Source organism: Pikeienuella sp., assembly GCF_046290545.1.
In the GTDB taxonomy this organism is placed as follows: domain Bacteria; phylum Pseudomonadota; class Alphaproteobacteria; order Rhodobacterales; family Rhodobacteraceae; genus Pikeienuella.
This window is the reverse complement of the sequence record NZ_JBKAGV010000014.1, coordinates 191,392-211,763: the sequence shown is the minus strand read 5'-3', so window position 1 is coordinate 211,763 and position 20,372 is coordinate 191,392. Positions and strand designations below refer to the sequence as shown.

The window sequence follows — 20,372 nt, the reverse complement described above, 5'->3', positions numbered from 1 at the left end:
CTATCCCTAAGTATAGTCGCGTGAGCCGGTGTTGCGACGCTCACTTGTGTAAACCGCCCCGTCGCCGCTGGCGAAGCTTCGGGGCCGAAGCAGAGGGATGCGCCATATGACGGGCCGGGCATGTGCGCCCGACCCTTGTGTTCTGTAGCGTAAATCTGGGGTGTGTTGAATGAGTGACCTCAACGAAGTGTTCGGCGCGGGCGCCGGGACTGTTCTTGTGTCTTCGCAGGCCGAACTGAATGCGGCGCTGGCCGCGGCGACCGGCGGCGAGACCATCCTCCTCTCCGGCGGTTCCTATGGCGGGCTGAGCCTTTTCGGCCGAACCTTCGAGACGCCGGTGACCATCGCCTCGGCGGATGACGACAACCCGGCCGTCTTCACCGGCACGATCACGCTGACCGGCGTGAACGGGCTCGTCATCACCGGCGTCGATGTCGACGGCGAAGTCCCGCTGAGCGGCGCCGGGGCGCGGATCTCGATCCGCGGGGGCAGCGACATCTCGCTGACGGACATGAACATCTCGGGCACGATCCGCCCCGAGATCGAAGGCGTCGAGGATGAGCTCGCCGGCTATCCGACCGAGTTCGGCATCCGGATGGACGGCGCCTCCCGCGTCAGCTTCGACCGGCTGGAGATGACCGACTTCGCGAAGGCGATCAGCATCGCGAACAGCCAGGACATCTCCCTCACCCGCTCCGAGATCCACCAGATCCGGAGCGACGGCGTGGCCATGTCGAGCTCCCGCGGCATCCTCATCGAGGAAAACCACTTCCACGACTTCCATCCGCTGATCAAACCCAAGGGGGCGGGCGATCATCCGGACTTCATTCAGTATTTCGGAGACCGGAACGGGATCGGCGTCCACGACGTCACGATCCGCGACAACGCCTTCATCCAGGGCGAGGGCTATGCGGTTCAGGTGATCTTCGGCTGGTCCGGCGCCGCGAACCCCTCGCCCTTCACGAATTTCGTCATCTCGGGCAACTTCATCCAGAACAGCCAGTTCCACGGCATCACGCTCGGGGACGTCTCCGGGGCGGAGATCACCGACAATGTCCTGATCCCGCGCACCTTCTTGATGGGAGAGCCGGGCGCGCAGCGGCCGCTGATCTCCGTCAGCGGCGGCGTGGCGACGGACGGCATGCGCGACATCTACATCGCGGACAACATAATGACGCTGGGCTGGGACCCGGTCTTCAATCCCTCGAGGCTCGATGCGGCGGCGAACGAAGAGCGCGGCGTGGTCTATGGCGACGTGACCGTGCTCGAGCAGGGGCGCATCGTTGCGAATTACTGGGCTTCCATCGTCTTGCCGGAGCGGCAGGACTTCGAGGACCACGCGAGCTGGGAAGAGGCCGCGATGGCCGTGCTCCGGGCCGATCTGCCCGAGGCCGTGGCGGCGCTGCTGCCGCCGCCGGCGGAGAGCGCGGCTTCCGGCGTCGTCCATGTCGTCGGGGAGGGCTGGACCCGGCTCGACTCGGTCGACTTCGCGGCGGGCGACACGATCCTCATCGACGAGACCGAGGCGATCGCCTCGCTTGACGGGCTGCTGGCGCGCGCCGCCGCCGTCGGCGCGGAGGCGGCGGAAGGGGTCGACCTTCGCCTGGTCGAGGAGACGGCGAGCGGGCTTCGCGTGATCGACATCGATCTCGCGGGGATCGAGAGCGAAGACGGCTTCTCCTTCCTGCCCGCGCCCCGGGCGGTCGCCGCAGCCTCGGGCGAGGCGGTGTCGTTCGCCTTCTCGGCGGCGGAGATCTCCGGGGCCGCGGTCGCGCACTCCGGCGCCGCGTCCTCCGTCGAGGGCGCGACGCTGACCTACGCCGCGGAGTCCACGCCCGGCCATCAGCTAGACCGGGTGGATTTCGCCGTGACGGACGGGCAAGGCGCGATCGGCCTCGGCTCGGTCTTCGTCGCCGTGCGGGGCTCGGAGGCTGCGCTGAGCGTTGCGGGCGACGGGGGGGAAAGGCTCTTCGGCGGCGGCGGCGCGGAGGCGCTGGTCGGCGGCGACGGGGCGGACGTGCTCTTCGCCCGGGCCGGGGACGACTGGCTGGAGGGCGGCGCGGGCAATGACCGCCTGACCGGCGGCTCCGGGTCCGACTTCCTGATCGGCGGCGCGGGGGCGGACAATTTCGTCTTCTACGGCGCCGACTTCGCCGGCGGCGCCCGCGACGTGATCGTCGATCTCGACTTCACGGAGGGGGACAGGCTGAACTTCGCGCATTTCGAGGCGGGGACCTTCGGGAATGGCTACGCCTTCGGCCCGGCCAACGGCTCCGGCGCCGCGGCGCTGAACATGGCCCATTTCCTCGCCTTCGGCGCGGAGGCGGGCTTCTCGCTCGAGCGGATCGGCGAAGGCCATGCGCTGCTCACGGCGGGCGATGGCGCGGGGGCTGTCGAGGTGCTGTTCGCGGGGGCCTCGGTCACGGCCTTCGAGGCGGCCTGGCCGCTCGCCTGAGCCGCGCCGACGACCATGCGGGCCGCCGCCCCCTCCCGGGGGCGGCGGCTTCGTTTCAGATGAGGCTCCACTTTCCGGCGGCGAGGGCGAAGCCCGCGATCACCGCATTCGCCGCGGCATGGCACCAGATCGCATCTGCGATGCGCCCGCGGCGGAGCGCGAAGGCCGCAAAGACGAGGCCGGCGAGCGCCGCCGCGATCCAGCGGTCATGCAGCGCGGCGAAGAGCGCCGTGCTGACCCCCACTGCGAAGAGCAGGCCCGCGACGGGGCCCAGCCGGGCGGAGAGGTTCAACCGCTCCTGCAGGTAACTGCGGAAGAGGAGTTCCTCCAGCACCGGCACGAGCAGCGACGTGCCGAGGACGCGGCAGACAGCCCAGATCGCGAAGGCCCAGAGCGGCAGGGCCGCAAGCGCGGCGGCGAGCGGATCGTCCGCCGAAGGCTCCGGCGCCGTCGCCACCCAGGCGAGGCCGATCAGCACGCCGGCCCCGGCCGCGAACGGGTCGATCCGCCAATCGAGCCGCATCAGCAGCCGCCAGAAGACCAGCAGCGCCGCAAGCGTGACGACAAACCGGAGCGGATAGGCGATTCCCGGGATCTCGAAGAAGGTGGAGGCGAGCAGCGCGGTCGCCATGAAGGCGATGAAGGGGACAAGCCGCGCCGCGTTCCAGTCCTCCGAAAGCGGCGGGAGCGGCGGCGCCGCCGAGCGCGCGACTTTCGCGCCGCGATCCTTGCGGAAGAACGGCGTCGCATGGGCGGCGGCGGCCAGGCTGAGCGAGAGGAGCGTGAACATCAGCCAGCCGGCATGGCTGTGGAAGCCCTCGATCGCCAGCGTCGGCGAGACATGGGCGCCGAGGAGCACGAGGCCGGCTATCCGCACCACGTTCAGCACCCAGCTGAGGAGAATCCCGATCGGCAGCAGCAGCAGCACATGCGGAAAGCGAAGGTCGCGCCGGAACATCGCGATATAGAGCGCAGTGAAGCCGGAAATCAGCGCGAAGCCCTCGATCCCCGAACATTGCGGCCCGACGCGGACGCCGAAATCCCCCACTTTCAGCGCGACGTTCTCGGGAATCGTGATGGCGTCCGGCTCGAACACCTGAAGGAGCGCCGCGGAGGCGCGGAAGGTCATCTCCGCGAGCGGGCTCCATTTCCAGAATTGCTGCGCGAAGGCCGCCAGATCCGGCGCCGCGATCGCGACGGGGAGGGCGAAGAGCAGCGGCGTTCCGCCAAGGCGGACGAGCCCCGCCCATGTCGCCGCCGGCGCAAGCGCAAGCGCGGCGCCGGCCGAGGCCGCAGCCGCGCCGGCGAGCCAGAGGAAGACGGCGGCGGCGAAGGTTCCGCCGCCGCTCGCGTCCGTCAGGAAGAACCACGGCGACATCAGGAGCGCGAAACCGGCGAAGTTCAGCCCGAGCCATCGAAGCGCGCCGCCCCGCGGCCCTCCGGCGAGAAGCGCGAGCGCCGCCCGCCGGTGCGGCAGCAGCACGAGCGCCAGCGCGGCGAAAAGCGTGAAGGCGCGGGCCGGCGCCAGCGAGAGGAAGCCGCAAAAGGCCTTCGGCGCCCGATCCTCGCAGACGAATTCGAAATTGTTGATGTAGAGCAGGGAGATCAGCGCCAGCTCGACGGCGACGAGCGCCCCCGTCAGCAGCGCCGGCGCCCAGCTCCGCGCGGCCCCGCCCGCGCTCCGGTTATCCGAGGTGGTCATGTCGGTCATGGCGCGCCCCACAAACACGAAAACCCCTTCTCAGGGGTGAAGAGGCCCGTCGCGTCCCGCGCGGGGCTAAGTGAAGGGTCGGCGGCGGGTCGCCCCGCCGCCGGAACCGGGGTTCAGCGCTTCGTGCGCTCGCGCACGAGGGCGACGACGCCGCCGACCACCGCGAGGGCGGCCGCGCCGGCGAGCGCGTCGATCTCGGGAACGTCGTTGAACGGGCCCGCGACGGCGGCGACAGGCGCGAGGATGGCGGCGAGCGCGATAGCGATCTTCATGTCTTCAGTCCTTTCATTGCCCCGATCGATCAGATCGATCTGATTTTACACCGTTTCGAGCGAAAGCGCCCGATAGTTCGGAGGTTTCCCCCCAGGTCACGGCCCCTGCTCCGGGGCCGCGTTTCGTATGGACCCGCCGGCGAACCGCCGGGCCTCTCAGCCTCAGCAGAGGCAATCCAGCTCGGAGAACTGGACGCCGATGAGGAAGGGCTGCAGCGGGGTCGACGGGTTCGGGTCGATCGGATCGAGAAGAAGGCCGACGATGTCGCCCTGCCCCGCTTCGAAGCCCTCGCCGAACGCGAGCGCGTCATTGTAGATCGCGAAGGCGTCCGCCGTCTGCCCCTGCCCGAACGTCGGGTTGTTGCGAACCTGGCCGTTCGCGCCGTCCGTCAGAAGCCAGATGGCGCCCTGGATCTCCGCATCGTTCACGCCGTTGGTGAAGTTGAAGCGATCCGCATCCGCCCCGTCGAAGTCGAGGTTGAGGATGTAGTTGACCATGTCGAGGTTGGCCGCGGCGCTCTGGAGGTTCGCGCCGCCGCGGGAACCGCTGAGCGCGGCGATCACCGCCGGGTCGGAGCCATCCGCAATCAGGACGTTCACGTTCGTGATCGGCCCCGTGATGATCGGCGTCACGGAGTTCGTGCCGTTCACCTCGAGGAAAGCGGAGAGACAGTAGGCGTCCTCGACGAACAGCCCGTCGAAGCGGGCGTCGCCGCCGGAAATCAGGATGTCGTAGGCCTGGCCCGTCCGCGGATTGAGATAGCCGTCCGTGATCTGCACGGAGAGCGCCCCGGCCGTGTCGAAGGCCGGCAGCGATTCGCCGATATCCTCCAGCGTCTCCGCCGAGCCGCAGAACTCCACCGAGACGTTCGCCGGAGTCGAGTCGATCCCGTCGGAGACGGTGTAGGTGAACCCGACCGTGAGAGACTCGCCGATCTCGAGGTCGATGAGCTCCTGCGAGCCGAGCCCGTCGATCACCAGCTCGCCGTTCACGAGGCTCACGATCACGCCGTTGTCGAGCGTCACCTGCCCGTTCGCGTCGAAGGCCTGGCCGTCCACCGCAACGATGCTCAGCGGATCGCTGTCGGCGTCCGTGTCGTTGGCGAGCACGTCGAGCGTCAGGATCTCGTTGGCGCAGATCTTGCCCATGTCGTCCATGGGAGTCGGCGCCACGTTGACCTCCTCCACGCCCGCGTCGTTGTCCGGCGTGTCCTGCCCGGCGACGACGACGATGCCCCGGATCACGGAGACGCCGTTGCCCTCGTCGATCGCGTCGGAGTCGATCGCATCGTCGGTCCCGACATTCGGGGCGACCAGCGTCTTGCCCGAAACCGTGTCGACGAAGCGAACGCCGTAGGTGCCGGCCCTGAGGTCGCCGAAGCTGTAGGAGCCGTCATCCGCCGTGGTCGTCTCGGCCCCGGTCGGGTTCCCGTCCGCATCGAGCAGCAGGACACGCACGCCCGCGATGCCCGGCTCGCCGTCATCGACGTCGTTGTCGTTCTCGTCGCAGAAATAGCGGCCGGAGAGGGAGCCGGGCAGTTCCTCGACGCCCGCGTCGTTGTCCGGCGTGTCCTGCCCGGCGACGACGACGATGCCCCGGATCACGGAGACGCCGTTGCCCTCGTCGATCGCGTCGGAGTCGACCGCGTCATCGGTCCCGACATTCGGGGCGACCAGCGTCTTGCCCGAAACCGTGTCGATGAAGCGCACGCCGTAGATGCCCGCCGTGAGGTCGCCGAAGCTGTAGGAGCCGTCATCCGCCGTGGTCGTCTCGGCTCCGGTCGGGTTCCCGTCCGCATCGAGGAGCAGGACCCGCACGCCCGCGATGCCCGGCTCGCCGTCGTCCACGTCGTTGTCGTTCTCGTCGCAGAAATAGCGGCCGGAGATCGATCCGGTCGGCGCATCCTTCACGCCCGCGTCGATGTCCTTCGTCTTCTCGTCCTTGTTCACGGTGAAGACGTCGGAGACGCCCGCATCGTTCACGTCCGAGTCGATCCGGTCGTCGCCGCCCTGGTTCTGCGAGGTGAAGACCGTGCCGTCCGGCGCGACGAACTTCACGCGGTAGTCGCCGACCGGGACGTCGGTGAACTCGTACTTGCCGTCCGCGTCCGTCACGGTCTGGATCGGCTGGCCGTTCGCGTCGAGCACGTTCGTGCCGTCCGCGTTGAGCAGGAAGACGGTCACGCCCTCCTTCGGCGGCTCGGGGGTGCGGACGACCTTGTCCTGCCCCTCGAACTGGATGTTGTCGATCCGGACGAACTCGGCGTGCTCGCCGTCGATGACGAGCTTGATCTCGGAATGCTGGTTGATCGCGACGTCGCGGATCACGAAATGCGAGAAGCCGCCGTGATCGGAGCCGCCGCCGTCCGAATCCCGGTCGAGCCGCACGGCCTCGACGAACTTGCCGTCGACGAGCAGCTTGATGACGCTCTTGCCGTCATTCTCGTCCTGCACGCGGATCGTGACGTCATAGACGCCGGTCTTGCCGTTGAACGAGGTCTTCAGCCAGCCGTCGTCGCCGGCGCACTTGAGCTTCACGCCCGCGCCGCCGGAGGCCTGGGAGCCGTGGAACGTGATCAGCTCGTGCGAGCGGATCATGTGCTCCGCTTCGATGACGTAGTCATGGCCGGGCTCGACCGTGATCGTGCCGTCGATGCCGTCATGGTTCGTGTCGCAGAAGACGGAGCCGCAGATGGAGCCGGTCGGCGCATCCTTCAGGCCGGCGTCGATGTCGGAGGTCTTCTGGTCCTTGTTGACGGTGAAGACGTCGGAGACGCCCGCATCGTTCACGTCCGAGTCGATCCGGTCGTCGCCGCCCTGGTTCTGCGAGGTGAAGACCGTGCCGTCCGGCGCGACGAACTTCACGCGGTAGTCGCCGACGGGGACGTCGGTGAACTCGTACTTGCCGTCCGCGTCCGTCACGGTCTGGACCGGCTGGCCGTTCGCGTCGAGCACGTTCGTGCCGTCCGCGTTGAGCAGGAAGACGGTCACGCCCTCCTTCGGCGGCTCGGGGGTGCGGACGACCTTGTCCTGCCCCTCGAACTGGATGTTGTCGATGCGGACGAACTCGCCATGCTCGCCGTCGACGACGAGCTTGATCTCGGAATGCTGGTTGATCGCGACGTCGCGGATCACGAAATGCGAGAACCCGCCATGGTCGGAGCCGCCGCCGTCACTGTCGCGATCAAGCCGCACCGCCTCGACGAGCTTGCCGTCGACGAGCAGCTTGATGACGCTCTTGCCGTCGTTCTCGTCCTGCACCCGGATCGTGACGTCATAGACGCCGGTCTTGCCGTTGAAGGTGGTCTTCAGATAGCCGTCGCCGCCCGCGCAATCGAGCTTGACGCCCTGGCCGCCCGAGGCCTGCGAGCCGTGGAACTTCGTGAAGCCGTGCTCGAACATGTGCTCGGCTTCGATCACGTAGTCATGGCCGGGCTCGACCGTGACGATCCCGTCGATGCCGTCATGGTTCGTGTCGCAGAAGACGGAGCCGCAGATGGAGCCGGTCGCCAGCTCGGGCTCGGGCTTCGGGCCGCTGTCGAGATCGTCGAACTTCAGCCAGTCGCCCCTGACGTCGCAAGCGCCATGAACGGAAAGATGCGCGCCCGCGGGCGGAACCGTGTAGCAGCCGCCGGTGAAAAAGGCGAAATAGTCGTCGCCGGTTCCTTCCTGTTCGATCTCGATCAGGACATACCAGTTGCCGTGCTGGTCGGAGACCCAGTGATACTTTTCCGCGTAGATCTGACGGCCGTTGCCGACCTCGTCGCCGTTCGCGTCCATGATCTTGGCGGTCTGGAACGACCAGTCGTCGGCGTTCTCGTTGTGCTTCGAGTCGCCGGAGAGGAACCGGTCATTGTCCGCGACGGTGAAGCAGACGCTCGAAGACGCCGGCATCACGAACTTGTCGCCGCAGCTCAGGCTGTGGTCGCCCGCCTTCAGCAGATCCGCCTCCGTGAAGGCGGTGAATTCATAGTTAGTGACAGAATTGCTCGACCACGTCATTGCAGCGCCCCTTTTTCATCACGCGCAGGGACGCGCTCCCAGAATGGTCGCATTTCGCCCCTCAAGACCGAGCGCTGAACCCGCCGCCACACCGCGACCGACCAACGCCAACACCGTGATCACGTTGTTACCCGAAAGTTTGGCCAAATTGTGCGAAATTTTGCGTCACATGCTGAATTTTCCGGTTAATCGGCCCCTGTGTTTAGACACTGCCAAGATTTTCTCTCGCCGTGCTTGCGGCGCGAAAAAGGCGCTCGCCTCCAGATTGCATGCGGCGCGAAATCCAGGCGGCGGCGGCGGACGGATCGCCGCCCCTCGACCGAATCAGCGCGGCGACGATGACATCCGGCGCCGCCTCGGCGATACTGCCGAAGAGCGAAACCGGGAAAGACATGCGCATCCTCCATCTCTCGGCCGACTATCCGGACCCGTTGCAGCCGGCCAAGACGCGGGCGGTCTCCAACCTCCTCGCCCTCGTGCCGGAGCATGAGCACCGGGTGATCTCGCTCAACCGGGTGGACTGGCGGCTCGGGATCGAGGCGACGGATTTCGCGGACGAGGCGGGGCCGGCGCACCGCGCCGTCGCCTACGGCGCGCCGCCCAAGGGCCTGTTCATGCACCGCTTTCTGATGCGGCTCGCGGATTGGGCGGCGGCGGATTGCGCGGAGGCGGGGTTCCGGCCGGACCTCGTCCACGCGCACAAGCTCTCGGTCGAAGGGCTCGTCGCGCTCGAACTCGCCGCGCGCTGGGGCGCGCCCTTCGCCGTCTCGATCCAGGGGGACAGCGACCTCGCCATCACCGGGGTGAAGCGCGGGCTGCGGCCGCTCCATGCGCGCATCTGGAAGGAGGCGGCGGCGGCCTTCCCGTTCGCCCCCTGGGCGCGGGACCGGCTGGACGCGCGGCTCGGCAGGCGGGAGGGGCGGACGATCCTCCTCCCCTGCCCCGGCCCCGCCGACGCCGTGATGGCGCCCGCCGCCACGCCGCCCGTCATCGTCACCGCCTTCCATTTCGCCTCCGCGGGGCGGAAGAATGCGGCGGCGCTGATCCGCGCGCTCGCCCGTGCGGCGGAGGCGGAGCCGGAGATCCGGCTCGACGTCATCGGCGGGGGCGACCCGGCGGCCTTCGCCCGGCTCTCCGCCCTCGCCCGCGCGGCGGCGCCGGGGCGCGTCCGCTTCCTCGGCGCGCTGCCTCACGCGGAAGTGCAGCGCCGCTTCAACGCCGCCTGCGGCTTCGCGCTCGTCTCGAAGCGGGAGAGTTACGGGATGGTCTTCGCCGAGGCGCTGCTGGCCGGCGCGCCCTGCCTGATCCCGCGCGGCTGGGGGATCGACGGCTATCTGGAGGAGGGTTCCGCAGTCATCTCGGCCGATTCCGGAGACGAGGCGGAGATCGCGGCCGGGCTCGTCCGCCTCGTGCGCGAGCAGGCGGCGCTGAAGGCGCGGCTGGCGGAGATCGGCGCCGCGGGCGGGCTGGAGCGGTTCCGCCGGGGCGCCGTCGCCGCCGCCTATCGCGAGGGGCTGGAAGGGATTTCCGGCGGGAAGGCGCGGGCGGCGTGAGGGGCGCCCCGTTCTTCCACGCGCTCCTCCTCGCGCTTCTCCTCGCGCTCGCGGCCCCGCATTCGCGGGCGGAGGACTGGCGCGGCGTCCCCGTGCTGGAGATTCCGGGCGCCGCCGCCGCGCTCTCCCTCGCGGAGGCGCAGGCGGCCGCGGGCGCAGGCGCGGAGGCGCGCGCCGCGGTCGAGGCGCTGGCGCGGCGCTACGGGAGCGCGGGGCGACCGCGCGCGGCGCTCGCCCTCCTCGCCGCCTCCGCCGGGGCGCAGGAGGAGGCGGCGGCGCTCCTTCTCGAAGCGGTCGAGCGCGGCTACGCCGACGCGCCGCGCCTTCTCTCGGGCCCGCCGCTCATGGCCCTCGCCGCCCGGCCCGAGATCGCCGCGCTCCGCGACGCGCCGCCGCCGCCCGCCCCGGCCCCGCCCCCGCCCGTAGGCGTCGATACGGGCGAGGCCGCGATCTCCCCCTCCGCCCTGGGCTGGGACCGGGAGCGGGAGAGCCTCGTGGCGCGCATCTCCGTCCTGCCGGCGATGCGGCGCTTTCCCGTCGTGGAGCCGAATTCGGAGCGGCCGCTGCCGGAGCTTCAGGCGTGGGTGAACCGGGGCCGGGCGGCGGGCAATGTCGGCGATCTCTACGACAACCGGGACCGCGGCCACTCCGTCCTCTCGCCCCGCAACCAGCTCCAGATGAGCCGTGTGGTCTACGGGCCCGAGATGCGCGCGGCCGGGCTCGACTACGGGCTCAACACCGCGCTCCTCTTCGGCGCGCCGACCATCGGCAACGCCTCCACCGCCGTCCAGGGCCCGTTCTGGCGGAGCCAGGCGCGGCTCGCGCTCACCAGCCCCGGCGGGGCGGCGCGGCTCTGGCGGCTCTACGAGGCCAACCATCTCTATGTCTTTCCCGAGCATCGGGACCATGATCCGGCGGTCCCGGCCGAGGGGGCGGCAGGCCCGGACCGGCGGCCCGGCTTCGGGGACCTCATGCCCGCGAACACGCCCTATTTCCTCGTCTCGCAGGGCTCCTCCCGCTCCGACCAGCCGATCCTCGTCGCGCTCCGGACCATCCTTGCGGCGCTGAAGCCGGAGACGAAGGCGTTCCTGACCGAACGGGGCCTGATCGCGCCGACGCTCCAGCAGATCTTCCGCCGCGGCCAGCGCGGGATCGGGGATGCGGGCTATCTCACGCCGGCGGCGCATCCCCCGGTCTTCCGCGCGGGCGACTCCGACCTCGGCGCGATGATGGCCTTCGCCAACGCGCTGGAGCCGGGGGAGGCGCCGCCCGTCGTGCGGCTCGAACTCCGCTCCGCCTCCGGCGCCGCCGGTGAGGCGCCGGGCCTCGGCGGCGCGACGCCGGGGGAGGAGACGCTCTTCGACACGCCGGCCGCCATCGCCCGGGTCTGGCGCGGCGCGGGGTTCGAGCGGCGCTACATCCTCTCCGCCGCCGCGACGGAGGATCCGAACGGCCGCCCGCTCCGCTTCCGCTGGGTTCTGACCCAGGGCCGCGCGGAGGCGGTGGAGATCCGCCCGCTGAACGAGGCGGGGAGCGAGGCGGAGATCGTCGTGCGCTGGGACGCGCCGGCGCCCACCGCACGCCGGCCGGACATCACGAGCCCGCGGGTCGATGTCGCCGTCTTCGCCGACAACGGCGCCCAGCTTTCCGCCCCCTCCTTCTTCTCCGTGCTGCGCGCCGCGCATGAGGAGCGCGTCTACGAGCCCGGCCCGGGCGGCGCGCCGCGCCTCGCCTCGATCCGGTATCAGAAGCAGGGCGCCTATGCCGACCCGCTGGTCTGGCCCGCGCGCGGCTGGACGGACGAGCTCGTCTGGGCCCCGTCCGGCCGGCTCGAAGGCTGGGTGAGGAAACGCCCGCGGGCGGAGACGCGCTTCACCGCGCACGGCCTCCTCGTCCGCGAACGGGACGAACAGGGCCGCGCCACGCTCGCCGAGGCCGTCTCCTACGGCTTCCAGCAGCAGAACAACCGCCCCCCGCTGGTGACCGAAACGCCGACGGGCCGGCTCTTCCGCTATGTCTACGCCGGCGAGGCGGACCGGGTGGGCCAGCCCGCGCCTATCGACTGAGCGCGACCGCGATCTCCGCCGCGAGGCGGCAATTGCTGAGATAGAGCGCCACGTTGGTCTCGAGGCTCCGCCCCTCCGTCGCCGCCAGCACGCGGGCGAGGAGGAAGGGGGTGACGGCCTTGCCCGAAACGCCCGCCGCCTCCGCCTCGCGGAGCGCCGCGGCGATGGCGGCCCCGATCTCCTCCGCCGGAATCTCCGCCGCCCCGGGGACCGGATTGCAGACGAGCTGCCCGCCCGGCAGGCCGAGCGCGGCGCGCATCCGGTGCGCCGCCGCGATCTCCGCCACGTCGTCGAGCCGGAGCGGCGCGGCGAGCCCGGAGCGGCGGGACCAGAAGGCCGGCAGCTCCTCCGTCCGCCAGCCGATCACCGGCACGCCCCGCGTCTCCAGCGCCTCCAGCGTCTTCGGCAGGTCGAGGATCGCCTTCGCCCCGGCGCAGACCACGGTGACGGCCGTCTGCGCCAGCTCCTCCAGGTCGGCGGAAATGTCGAAGCTCGTCTCCGCCCCGCGATGGACCCCGCCGATCCCCCCCGTCGCGAAGACCGGGATGCGGGCGAGCCGCGCGGCGATCATCGTCGCGGCCACGGTCGTCGCCCCCGTCCGCCCGGTCGCGAGGGCGAGGGCGAGATCGGCGCGCGAGAGCTTCCACACGTCCTCCGCCGAGGCGAGCGCCGCCAGCGCCTCCGTCTCCAGCCCGACATGGAGCCGCCCGCCCATGACGGCGATCGTGGCGGGGGCGGCGCCGGCCGCGCGGATCGCCGCCTCCGCCTCCCGCGCCACGGCGAGGTTGCGCGGCGCGGGCAGCCCGTGCGTCACGATCGTGCTTTCGAGCGCGACGACGGGCCGGCCCGCCGCCAGCGCGGCGGCGACCTCGGCGGAAAGCGTGAGGGGCGGGTTCATGGAGCCTCCGAGACATGGCGGGCGGCGGCTTCGAGCGCGACGAGGAGCGCGTCGCGCGGCGTCGCGCCGGAAAGCTCCGCGGCGATGTGGCCCGCCATGAAGCAATCCCCCGCCCCGGTCACCCGCCGCGCCTCCGTCGGCGGCGGGGCGGCGACCTCGCTCAGCCCCGGCGCGGCGAAGGCGGCGGGGCGCGGCCCGTCCGTCACCAGCACGCGGAGCGCCCCGGCGGCGACGAGCGCCTCCGCCGCCTCCGGCGCCGCGGCGAAGGGCCGGCCGGCGAGCAGCCCCGCCTCTTCGAGATTGAGATAGAGCGTCGCCCCCGGCCGCGCGAGGAAGGGCGCGAGCCGCTCCGCCTTGCCGGGCGAGGCCGGCGCGAGGCGGAGATCGGCGGCGGCGAGGAGGGGCGAACGCGCGGCCTCCGCCATCAGCGCCGCCGTCAGGTTCCCGTCGAGCGCGACGGGGCCGCGCCAGGGCGCATCGGCGGAGCCGAGCCGCCCGTCTGCGAGCGGGGCGAGGATCGCCGCGCCCGCCGCCTCCAGCCCGCCCGCATCCGCCACCGCGGCGACGAGCCCCTCCGGCCCCTCCACCGCCATGTAGAGATCGGTCCGCCCGCCGCGGCTGAGGAAGGCGGCGTCGATCCCCTCCGCCTCCGCCGCGGAGACGAGCGCCTCCCCCTCCGGATCGAGCCCGACATGGCCAAGGAGCGCAGGGCGGAGCCCGGAGGCGCGGAGCGCGCGCGCGACGTTGAGCGCGACGCCGCCCGGCCGCCGCACGATCCGCCCCGGCCGGTCCGCACCCGGCGGCATCGGAACCTCGGCGCGGCCGATCACGTCCCAGAGGACGGCGCCGATGCAGAGGATGTCGGGGGGAATGTCGGGGCCGGGCGCGTTCATGCGCCCCTCTACCGCGCCCCGCGCCGGCTGGCGAGCCGTCGCCTTGCGGCGGGCCTGCCGCTTTCGTATATGCGGGGGGAGAGATCGGCGCGGGCGGGCCCCTCGCCAACCCGGTCAGGTCCGGAAGGAAGCAGCCGCAACGAGATTCGCTCGGGTCGCGTCCGGTCTCTCACCTCACCCCCCTCAGCGTCGCCGCGGCCGGAGCGCCAGCATCGCGACATAGGCGGCGGCGGCGAGCGCGACGATCCAGAAGAGGCCGTGCGGCGGGAACATGTCCAGCGCGAAGCCGAGGAGCGGCGGCGAGACGAGCGCGCCGAGCCCGTAGGCCGACATGAACGCCCCCGTCCCCCGCGCCAGCGCCGCGCCCTCGTAGCGCGAGCCGAGCTCGTTCAGCGAGAAGGTGTAGAGCCCGACGACGAGCCCGCCCCAGAACGCCGTGACGAGCCAGAGCGGCCATTCCGTCCCCGAAAGGGTCGGCACCGCCCATGCCGCCGCCACCGCCGAGAGCGCGCAGAAGCCGAGGAGCCGCCGCCGGTCCAGCTTGTCCCCGATCCAGCCCATCGGGATCTGCATCAGGACATTCCCCGCCGCGACGAGCGCGACGAGCGTCAGCGCCGCCTGCTCCCCGAGCCCGAGCCGGAGCGACCAGACCGGGAGGAGCCCCATCGCCCCCGTCTCGATCAGCCCGAAGAGCGCGACCGCCCAGAGCACGGCAGGGTCCGTCCTGAAGAAGCGGATCACCTCGGAGGGCGAGGCGCCGCCGCCGCCCGATTCGCTCGTGTCCGGCCTGTCCCCCCAGGCGAGGAGGACGGGCGGAATCGCGACAAGGCAGATCGCGGCGCCGGCGATGAAGGGCGCCCAGCCCACCGTCCCGATCAGCTTCAGGAGCGCGGGGCCGGCGAGAAAGCCGAGCGAGAGGAAAAGGCCGTAGACCCCGATCGCGAGGCCCCGCTTGCCCGGCGGCGCGGCGGAGATGATCCAGAGCTCGGAGGCGAAGAAGAGCGCGGCGGCGCCGAAACCGAAGACGAAGCGCAGCCCGATCCAGATCCAGGGATCGGGGAAGAAGGGAAAGACCAGCAGCAGCCCCGCCATGCCGAGGCAGGCCGCGACCATCAGGAAGGGCAGTGAGACGAAGCGGAGCGCCATCGGCAGGAGCGGCCCGCCGATCAGGATCGCCACCGCCGCCGAGGCGCCGGAAAGGCCGATCATGAAGCCGCTCGCCCCCATCCGCTCCAGGAGGATCGAGAAGAGCGGGATCGAGAGCGAGAGCGAGAAGGCGAAGATCGAGATCGCGGCGATGGCGGCGATCATGCCGCGCATCCGCCCCGCCGCCGCGGCGGCGCCGTCGTCGACCGCGACCATCAGAGGTGGTCGAGGAACGAGCGCCCCTCGTCATGGTGGAAGAACGGGGTCGGCCGCGCCGCCCCCGGCTCGCGGAGCCGCGCCTCGACCTCGGCGAGCACGACCTCGGTGATGAACGGCAGGTCGAGCGCCCGGGCCTCCCCCAGCGTCAGCCAGCTGAGATGGCTGAGCTCGCCCGAGGCGCGGGAGAGATCATCCGGGTCGCCATGCACCAGCGCGCTGTCCGCGAGGAAGAACCGCGCGTCGAACCGCCTTGTGCGCGCGGGCGGCGTGATGGCGCGGAAGATGAAGCGCAGCCGCTCCGTCGCCGGGCGGAGGCCGGCGGCGAAGAAGCCGCGCCAGTCCTCCGGCGCGCCCTCCGTCTCCGCCTCGGCCGCCGGGTGGGGCGCGCCGAGGGCGAGGCCCGTCTCCTCCCACGTCTCCCGCACCGCGGCGAGGGCGAGGGCGGCGGGGCTCGCCTCCGCCTCCGCCGCGCGGGAGCGGAGGCGCGGCGCATCCTCCTCGTTCACGGCGAAGCGGGGCGCGAGCGCGCGGTCCGCATCGTCCACCGCGCCGCCGGGAAAGACGAATTTCGAGGGCATGAAGGCGGCCCCGGCCCCGCGCTGGCCCATCAGCACGCGGGGCTCGGAAAGGTCGCGGCGGATGAGGACGAGCGTGGCGGCGTGGCGGGGTATGAGGATCTCGGTCATGCGCGATATACATCGCGCGGGGGGCGCCCTGTCCAGCGCCGCGAACGCAGGCGCCGGCGCCCGGCCTCAGCGCGCCGCGGCCGCGCCCGCTTCGGTGTCGAATCCGTGCATCCGGTGCGCCCACTGGAAAGCCACCACCCCGCCCTTGACGCGGGGCAGGAGGATGACGACGCCGGTCAGCGCCAGAACCGGCCAGATCGCCGCATGCGCCCACATCGGCAGGTCGAAGAGCTGATAGGCGGAGATCATCAGCGGCGCGATCACATGCCCGACGATGAGGATCGTGAGCCAGCTCGGCGCGTCGTCCGCCCGGTGATGATGCAGCTCTTCTCCGCAGATGTCGCAGGCGGGGCGCACCGTCAGGTAGCCGTCGAAGAGATGACCGCCGCCGCAATGCGGGCAACGGCGGCGCCAGCCCTTCGCGAGGGCGGGTCCGAGCGGGCGCGGGGCAGGTTCGCTGCGGTCGATCAGATCTCTCATGCGCGGGAAGGTATGACCGCGCGGGCGGCGCGGCGACTGCGCCGAATGTCTTGCGGCGCCATGTCGCGACGGAAGCGCGGCGACGGAACCCGCCCCGCGGCGCGTGAGAGGTGCGAAGCGGGGAGAAGAACCGCCCCGCCGCAACCGGAAGGACAGGCCATGAACCGCACCTATCTCTATCTCGGCGCCGCCGCCGCGCTCGTCGTCGCCGGCGCCGTCGTCGCCGCGGAAGGCCACGGGGACCGGGGCGACCGCGCGGAGCGGCGCGCCGCGATGGTCGACCGGATGTTCGAGCGGATGGACGCGAACGGCGACGGCGCGATCGACGCGGAGGAGCGGGCGGCCGCGCATGAGGCGCGATTCGACGCGATCGACACGGACGGGGACGGCAAGGTGACCGAGGCGGAGATGAAGGCGCACGCCGCCGCCCGCGCCGAGGCCCGCGCCGCCGAACGCTTCGCCGCGCTTGACGCGGACGGCGACGGCGCCCTTGATCGAACGGAGATCGAGGCCCGCCACGAGGGCCGCCGCGCCGCCATGCTGGAGCGGATCGACGCGGACGGAGACGGCCGCATCACGCGGGAGGAGGCGCTCTCCGCCCGCCACGGGCATGGGCACGGGCACGGACACGGACACATGCGCGACCGCGACGCGGACTGACCCGCGGCGCGGAAGGGGGGGCGAAGGCGCGGCGTGAGCATGTCTTTCGACGGCCCGAACGAGGAGACAGACGAGGCGCTGCTGGCGCGCTTCGCCGCCGGGGACCGGCTGGCGGCGCACGCCCTCACGCTCCGGCTCACACCCGCCGTCTTCGCCCTCGCGCGGCGGATGCTGAACGACGCGGCGGAGGCGGAGGATGTGGCGCAGGAGGCGATGATGCGGCTCTGGCGGATCGCGCCGGACTGGCGGGCGGGGGAGGCGAAGCTCTCCACCTGGCTGCACCGGGTGGCGACCAATCTCTGCATCGACCGGCTGCGGAAGCGGCGCCGCAACGGCCCGCCGCTCGAGGACATCGCGGAGCCGGCGGACCCGGCGCCCGGCGCCCTCGCCCGGCTGGAGGCGGGGGATGCGGCGGCGGCCGTCTCCGCCGCGATGGCGCGGCTGCCGGAACGGCAGCGGGCGGCGGTCGCGCTGAGGCATTTCGAGGATCTCGGCAATCCCGAGATCGCGGCGGCGCTGGACGTGAGCGTGGAGGCGGTGGAGAGCCTCCTCGCGCGCGGGCGGCGGGCGCTGGCGCGCGACCTCGCCGCCTGGTCGGCGGGGGCGGCGAGAACGGGCGCGGGCGGAAAGGTGGGAAAATGACGAAGGATCGCGACATGGGCCCCGGGCGGGCCGACTGGGAGGCGCCGCTTGACGCGGCGCTTGCGGCGGCGCGGGCGGCCCCGCCCGGCCCCGCGCCGGAAGGGCTTCTCGAACGGATCATGGCGGATGCGGCGGATGTCGCCGCTTCGCGCGGGAAAGCCGAAGCCGCGCCGCGGCGCCCGGCGCGAAGCGGCGCGCTCGCGCGGCTCCTCGCCGCCCTGCCCGCGCTCCGCCCGGCGGCGGCCTGCGCCGCGGCGGCGCTCGTCGGGCTCTGGCTCGGGCAAACCTCGATGGTCGCCGGCGCGGCGGACGCGCTGCTGGACCAGGGCGCGGGCGCCGTCGCCTATGAGGACGATCCGCTCTCCGGCGCCCTCATCGCCTTCGGCGACGTCCCGGAGGGCTGGTGATGGCGGGGGCGGACGGGCGCATTCTCGGCCTCGGGTCGAAGGCGGCGCGGCGGGCGCTGGTCGCCTCGCTGGTCGTCAACTGCCTGCTGCTCGGCCTCGCGGCGGGGGCCTTCGTGAAGTCGGGGCGGGAGAAGGACGGGCCCAGGGTCTCCAGTTTCCACCTCTCCCGCCAGATCGTCGAGGCCGCGGGCGAGGACCGGCGCGAGACGGTGCGCGCGCTGATGGAGGGGGCGCGCGGGGAAAGCTGGCGCGAAGCCTCGCTCCGGCGCTGGGAGGAGGTCGCGCGGCGCGTCGGGGCCGCGCAGTTCGACGCCATGGGCATGTCGGCCATGCTCGCGGAGGAAATGGAGCGCCGCGCGGCGGCCCACGCCGCCCGCAACGCGGCGATGGTCGAGGCGCTGATGCTCCTGACCGAGGCGGAGCGCGCGCGGCTCTCCGCGGCGATGGCGGCGCATCTCGAGGCGCGGACGGCGCACGGGCGGTAGTCGGGCGGGCGCGGAAGAACCTGCGGCAAAGGGGAGGAAGCGCTGCTCTCCCGGCGCAGTCACAGGCGCCGACCTGTCGGACCCGGCCGGGCGGAAGCGCCGCGCTCCCGTTCGCCCCTTGGCCCGGGCGACCAGCCCGGGCCGCGGCCTTCCTCCTGCATGGGAGGCCGCATCGCGACGGCCCAAAGCGTGCAATCGTCCGGGGCCGTGACGCCATAAACCGCTTCGAACAATCGGCCCGAGGCGGCCCCCCGAGGGAGGCCGCGGCCCTCCGCGCTCCGTTCGCACGTCGGCCGACCTTGCAGGAACACGCTGTGTCTCTGTCGGATCGGCCCTCGCCGCGGCGTCCGAAGACGTCCATGGCGCTTCGGCCTCGCCAAAGCCGTCCGGCGCGGATGACGCCTCCGCGCGGCCCCTACCCGGCGAACTCGACCCGGTCGCGCCCGCCGCGTTTCGCGGCGCGCAGCGCCTCGTCCGCCTGGCGCATCAGGGCGGAGATGTCGCCCGACGCGCCCGCCGTCCCCGCCGCGAGCGCGGCGACGCCGACCGAGACGGTGAGCGCGATCTCCCCCCCGCCCGGCGCCGGCACCGGCGCCCGCGCCACCGCGGCGCGCACCCGCTCCGCCACGGCGGCGGCCTCGGCCGCGCCTGCGCCGACGAGGATCGCGGCGAACTCCTCCCCGCCGATGCGCGCCACGAGGTCCGCCCCCCGCACCGCCTGGCGCAGGCGGTCGGCGAAGGCGCGGAGCGCGGCGTCGCCCGCATCGTGGCCGAGGCTGTCGTTCACCGCCTTGAACCGGTCGAGATCGAAGAGGAGGAGGGAGAGCCGCCCGTTCGTCTCCGCCGCGCGCATGGCAAGGCGGCTGGCGTGCCGGTCGAAATAGCGCCGGTTGCGAAGCCCGGTGAGCGGATCGGTCAGCGAATCCTCCGCCGCGGCGCGGAGCCCGGCCTCCACCCCGTCGCGGAGCGCGGAGAGCCGGCGCCGCGCGCCGAGCTCCGCCAGAAGCCGCGCCGCCATCTCCTCCGCCGCGCCTTCGGCGCCGGGCGCGCTCTCGTCCGCCCCGGCGGCGAGCGCGGCGGCGGCGCGGCCCGCGGCGCCGGCGTCGCAGAGATGGACGATCGCGCTCCGCCCCGCCTCCCCCCGCGCGCGAAGCGCGGCGATGAGGCCGATCGCATCCTCCCCCTCGGCGAAGCCCCCGGCGGAAAGCCGCTCCAGCCCGTCGGCGACGATCACGGCGTCGGGCGGGTCGGTTTCCGCCGCGCGGAGCGCCGCGAAGCCGCCGGAAGCGAGCCGCGCCTCCCCGCCCGAAAGCGCGGCGAGCGCGGCGCGGAGCGCCTCCGCCTCCGGCCCCTTCGGCGCGACGAGGAGGAGCCGCGGCGGCGTCGCCGCCTCGCGCGCCTCTGGCTCCACGCCAAGCTCCCGCGCCGTCGCGGCGCGCAAGGTGAGCTCCACCTCGGCGGCGCGGCGGCGGATCAGCCGGCGCGCGCGGGCGAGGAGGAGGCGCGGCTCGGCCGCGCGGGGCAGGAAATCGTCCGCTCCCTCGGCGAAGGCGCGCGCTGCGCCCGCCTCCGGGCCGATGAAGAGCACGGGCGCGCCGCCATGGCGGGCCTTCAGTTCCGCCGGCGTCTCCCCGGCCGCCTCGTCGGCGATGACGAGATCGGCGGCGTCGCCCGGCTCGGCCTCCTCGATATAGGCGACGGAGAGCGCGGCCGAGATCCCCGCGCGCCGCGCGTCGTCAGGCTCCACGATCGATACGCGTCCGGCCATCGCCCGTCCCCGATCCGCTCACCCGACGC

Annotated in this window: 16 protein-coding genes and 1 other RNA gene; 8 read left to right on the top strand and 9 right to left on the bottom strand. The window is 72.4% G+C overall.

All coding sequences use genetic code 11. From position 1 onward, the window contains the following. Positions 1-169 precede the first annotated feature (169 nt). Positions 170-2,455 carry a right-handed parallel beta-helix repeat-containing protein gene (locus tag ACE37J_RS12700; RefSeq protein WP_409711626.1) on the top strand — a complete coding sequence of 762 codons (2,286 nt, stop codon included), beginning with the start codon at positions 170-172 and terminating at the stop codon, positions 2,453-2,455. A 55-nt stretch (positions 2,456-2,510) separates the two neighbouring features. Here ACE37J_RS12700 and xrtE read toward each other — a convergent pair whose 3' ends face one another. The 3 genes from xrtE to ACE37J_RS12685 form a co-directional block, all read right to left on the bottom strand. Continuing rightward, positions 2,511-4,166 (bottom strand): exosortase E/protease, VPEID-CTERM system, encoded by a 1,656-nt coding sequence (gene xrtE, locus ACE37J_RS12695; RefSeq protein WP_409711625.1) that lies wholly within the window; start codon positions 4,164-4,166, stop codon positions 2,511-2,513. A 113-nt stretch (positions 4,167-4,279) separates the two neighbouring features. After that, positions 4,280-4,438 (bottom strand): hypothetical protein, encoded by a 159-nt coding sequence (locus ACE37J_RS12690; protein ID WP_409711624.1) that lies wholly within the window; start codon positions 4,436-4,438, stop codon positions 4,280-4,282. 162 nt (positions 4,439-4,600) lie between these two features. After that, the gene (locus tag ACE37J_RS12685) at positions 4,601-8,440 is read right to left on the bottom strand and encodes an SdrD B-like domain-containing protein (RefSeq protein ID WP_409711623.1); all 3,840 of its coding nucleotides are present in this window, start codon (positions 8,438-8,440) and stop codon (positions 4,601-4,603) included. Positions 8,441-8,709: 269 nt separating this feature from the next. Between ACE37J_RS12685 and ACE37J_RS12680 the strand changes: the two genes are divergently transcribed. Further along, positions 8,710-9,993 carry a glycosyltransferase gene (locus ACE37J_RS12680; protein ID WP_409711622.1) on the top strand — a complete coding sequence of 428 codons (1,284 nt, stop codon included), beginning with the start codon at positions 8,710-8,712 and terminating at the stop codon, positions 9,991-9,993. Beyond that, a complete protein-coding gene (locus ACE37J_RS12675; RefSeq protein ID WP_409711621.1) occupies positions 9,990-12,059 on the top strand; it encodes a hypothetical protein in 2,070 nt (689 codons plus the stop codon). The genes ACE37J_RS12680 and ACE37J_RS12675 overlap by 4 nt, the downstream gene beginning before the upstream one ends. Here the strand turns inward: ACE37J_RS12675 and ACE37J_RS12670 are convergent. Continuing rightward, positions 12,049-12,957, bottom strand: a complete 909-nt coding sequence (locus tag ACE37J_RS12670) for a pseudouridine-5'-phosphate glycosidase (protein ID WP_409711620.1) — start codon at positions 12,955-12,957, stop codon at positions 12,049-12,051. The genes ACE37J_RS12675 and ACE37J_RS12670 overlap by 11 nt on opposite strands. Next, positions 12,954-13,850 carry a PfkB family carbohydrate kinase gene (locus ACE37J_RS12665; RefSeq protein WP_409711619.1) on the bottom strand — a complete coding sequence of 299 codons (897 nt, stop codon included), beginning with the start codon at positions 13,848-13,850 and terminating at the stop codon, positions 12,954-12,956. Before ACE37J_RS12665 ends, ACE37J_RS12670 begins: the two co-directional genes overlap by 4 nt. A 77-nt stretch (positions 13,851-13,927) precedes the next feature. On the opposite strand from ACE37J_RS12665, the gene ffs reads away from it, so the two are divergent. After that, positions 13,928-14,025: signal recognition particle sRNA small type (ffs, locus tag ACE37J_RS12660), an RNA gene on the top strand. Positions 14,026-14,033: 8 nt separating this feature from the next. Here ffs and ACE37J_RS12655 read toward each other — a convergent pair. The 3 genes from ACE37J_RS12655 to ACE37J_RS12645 form a co-directional block, all read right to left on the bottom strand. After that, positions 14,034-15,212, bottom strand: coding sequence for an MFS transporter (locus ACE37J_RS12655; RefSeq protein ID WP_409711618.1), 1,179 nt, complete (start codon positions 15,210-15,212; stop codon positions 14,034-14,036). Beyond that, complete coding sequence (locus tag ACE37J_RS12650; protein WP_409711617.1) at positions 15,212-15,901, bottom strand: DNA mismatch repair protein MutT; 690 nt, start codon at positions 15,899-15,901, stop codon at positions 15,212-15,214. The genes ACE37J_RS12655 and ACE37J_RS12650 overlap by 1 nt, the downstream gene beginning before the upstream one ends. Positions 15,902-15,967: 66 nt before the next feature. Beyond that, positions 15,968-16,381, bottom strand: a complete 414-nt coding sequence (locus tag ACE37J_RS12645; protein WP_409711616.1) for a DUF983 domain-containing protein — start codon at positions 16,379-16,381, stop codon at positions 15,968-15,970. A gap of 159 nt (positions 16,382-16,540) precedes the next feature. Here ACE37J_RS12645 and ACE37J_RS12640 point away from each other — a divergent pair, with 159 nt between their 5' ends. Genes ACE37J_RS12640 through ACE37J_RS12625 form a run of 4 tightly spaced genes read left to right on the top strand, consistent with a single transcriptional unit; the run spans position 16,541 to position 18,575 of the window. After that, positions 16,541-17,041 carry a calcium-binding protein gene (locus ACE37J_RS12640; RefSeq protein ID WP_409711615.1) on the top strand — a complete coding sequence of 167 codons (501 nt, stop codon included), beginning with the start codon at positions 16,541-16,543 and terminating at the stop codon, positions 17,039-17,041. Between the two features lie 39 nt (positions 17,042-17,080). Further along, positions 17,081-17,683 carry an RNA polymerase sigma factor gene (locus ACE37J_RS12635; protein WP_409711614.1) on the top strand — a complete coding sequence of 201 codons (603 nt, stop codon included), beginning with the start codon at positions 17,081-17,083 and terminating at the stop codon, positions 17,681-17,683. Beyond that, a complete protein-coding gene (locus tag ACE37J_RS12630; RefSeq protein WP_409711613.1) occupies positions 17,680-18,090 on the top strand; it encodes a hypothetical protein in 411 nt (136 codons plus the stop codon). Before ACE37J_RS12635 ends, ACE37J_RS12630 begins: the two co-directional genes overlap by 4 nt. After that, on the top strand, positions 18,090-18,575 hold the full coding sequence (locus ACE37J_RS12625; RefSeq protein WP_409711612.1) for a hypothetical protein: 486 nt from the start codon (positions 18,090-18,092) through the stop codon (positions 18,573-18,575). The genes ACE37J_RS12630 and ACE37J_RS12625 overlap by 1 nt, the downstream gene beginning before the upstream one ends. Positions 18,576-18,990: 415 nt before the next feature. Here the strand turns inward: ACE37J_RS12625 and ACE37J_RS12620 are convergent, their stop codons facing one another. Beyond that, positions 18,991-20,343 carry a diguanylate cyclase gene (locus ACE37J_RS12620; protein WP_409711611.1) on the bottom strand — a complete coding sequence of 451 codons (1,353 nt, stop codon included), beginning with the start codon at positions 20,341-20,343 and terminating at the stop codon, positions 18,991-18,993. Positions 20,344-20,372 lie beyond the last annotated feature (29 nt).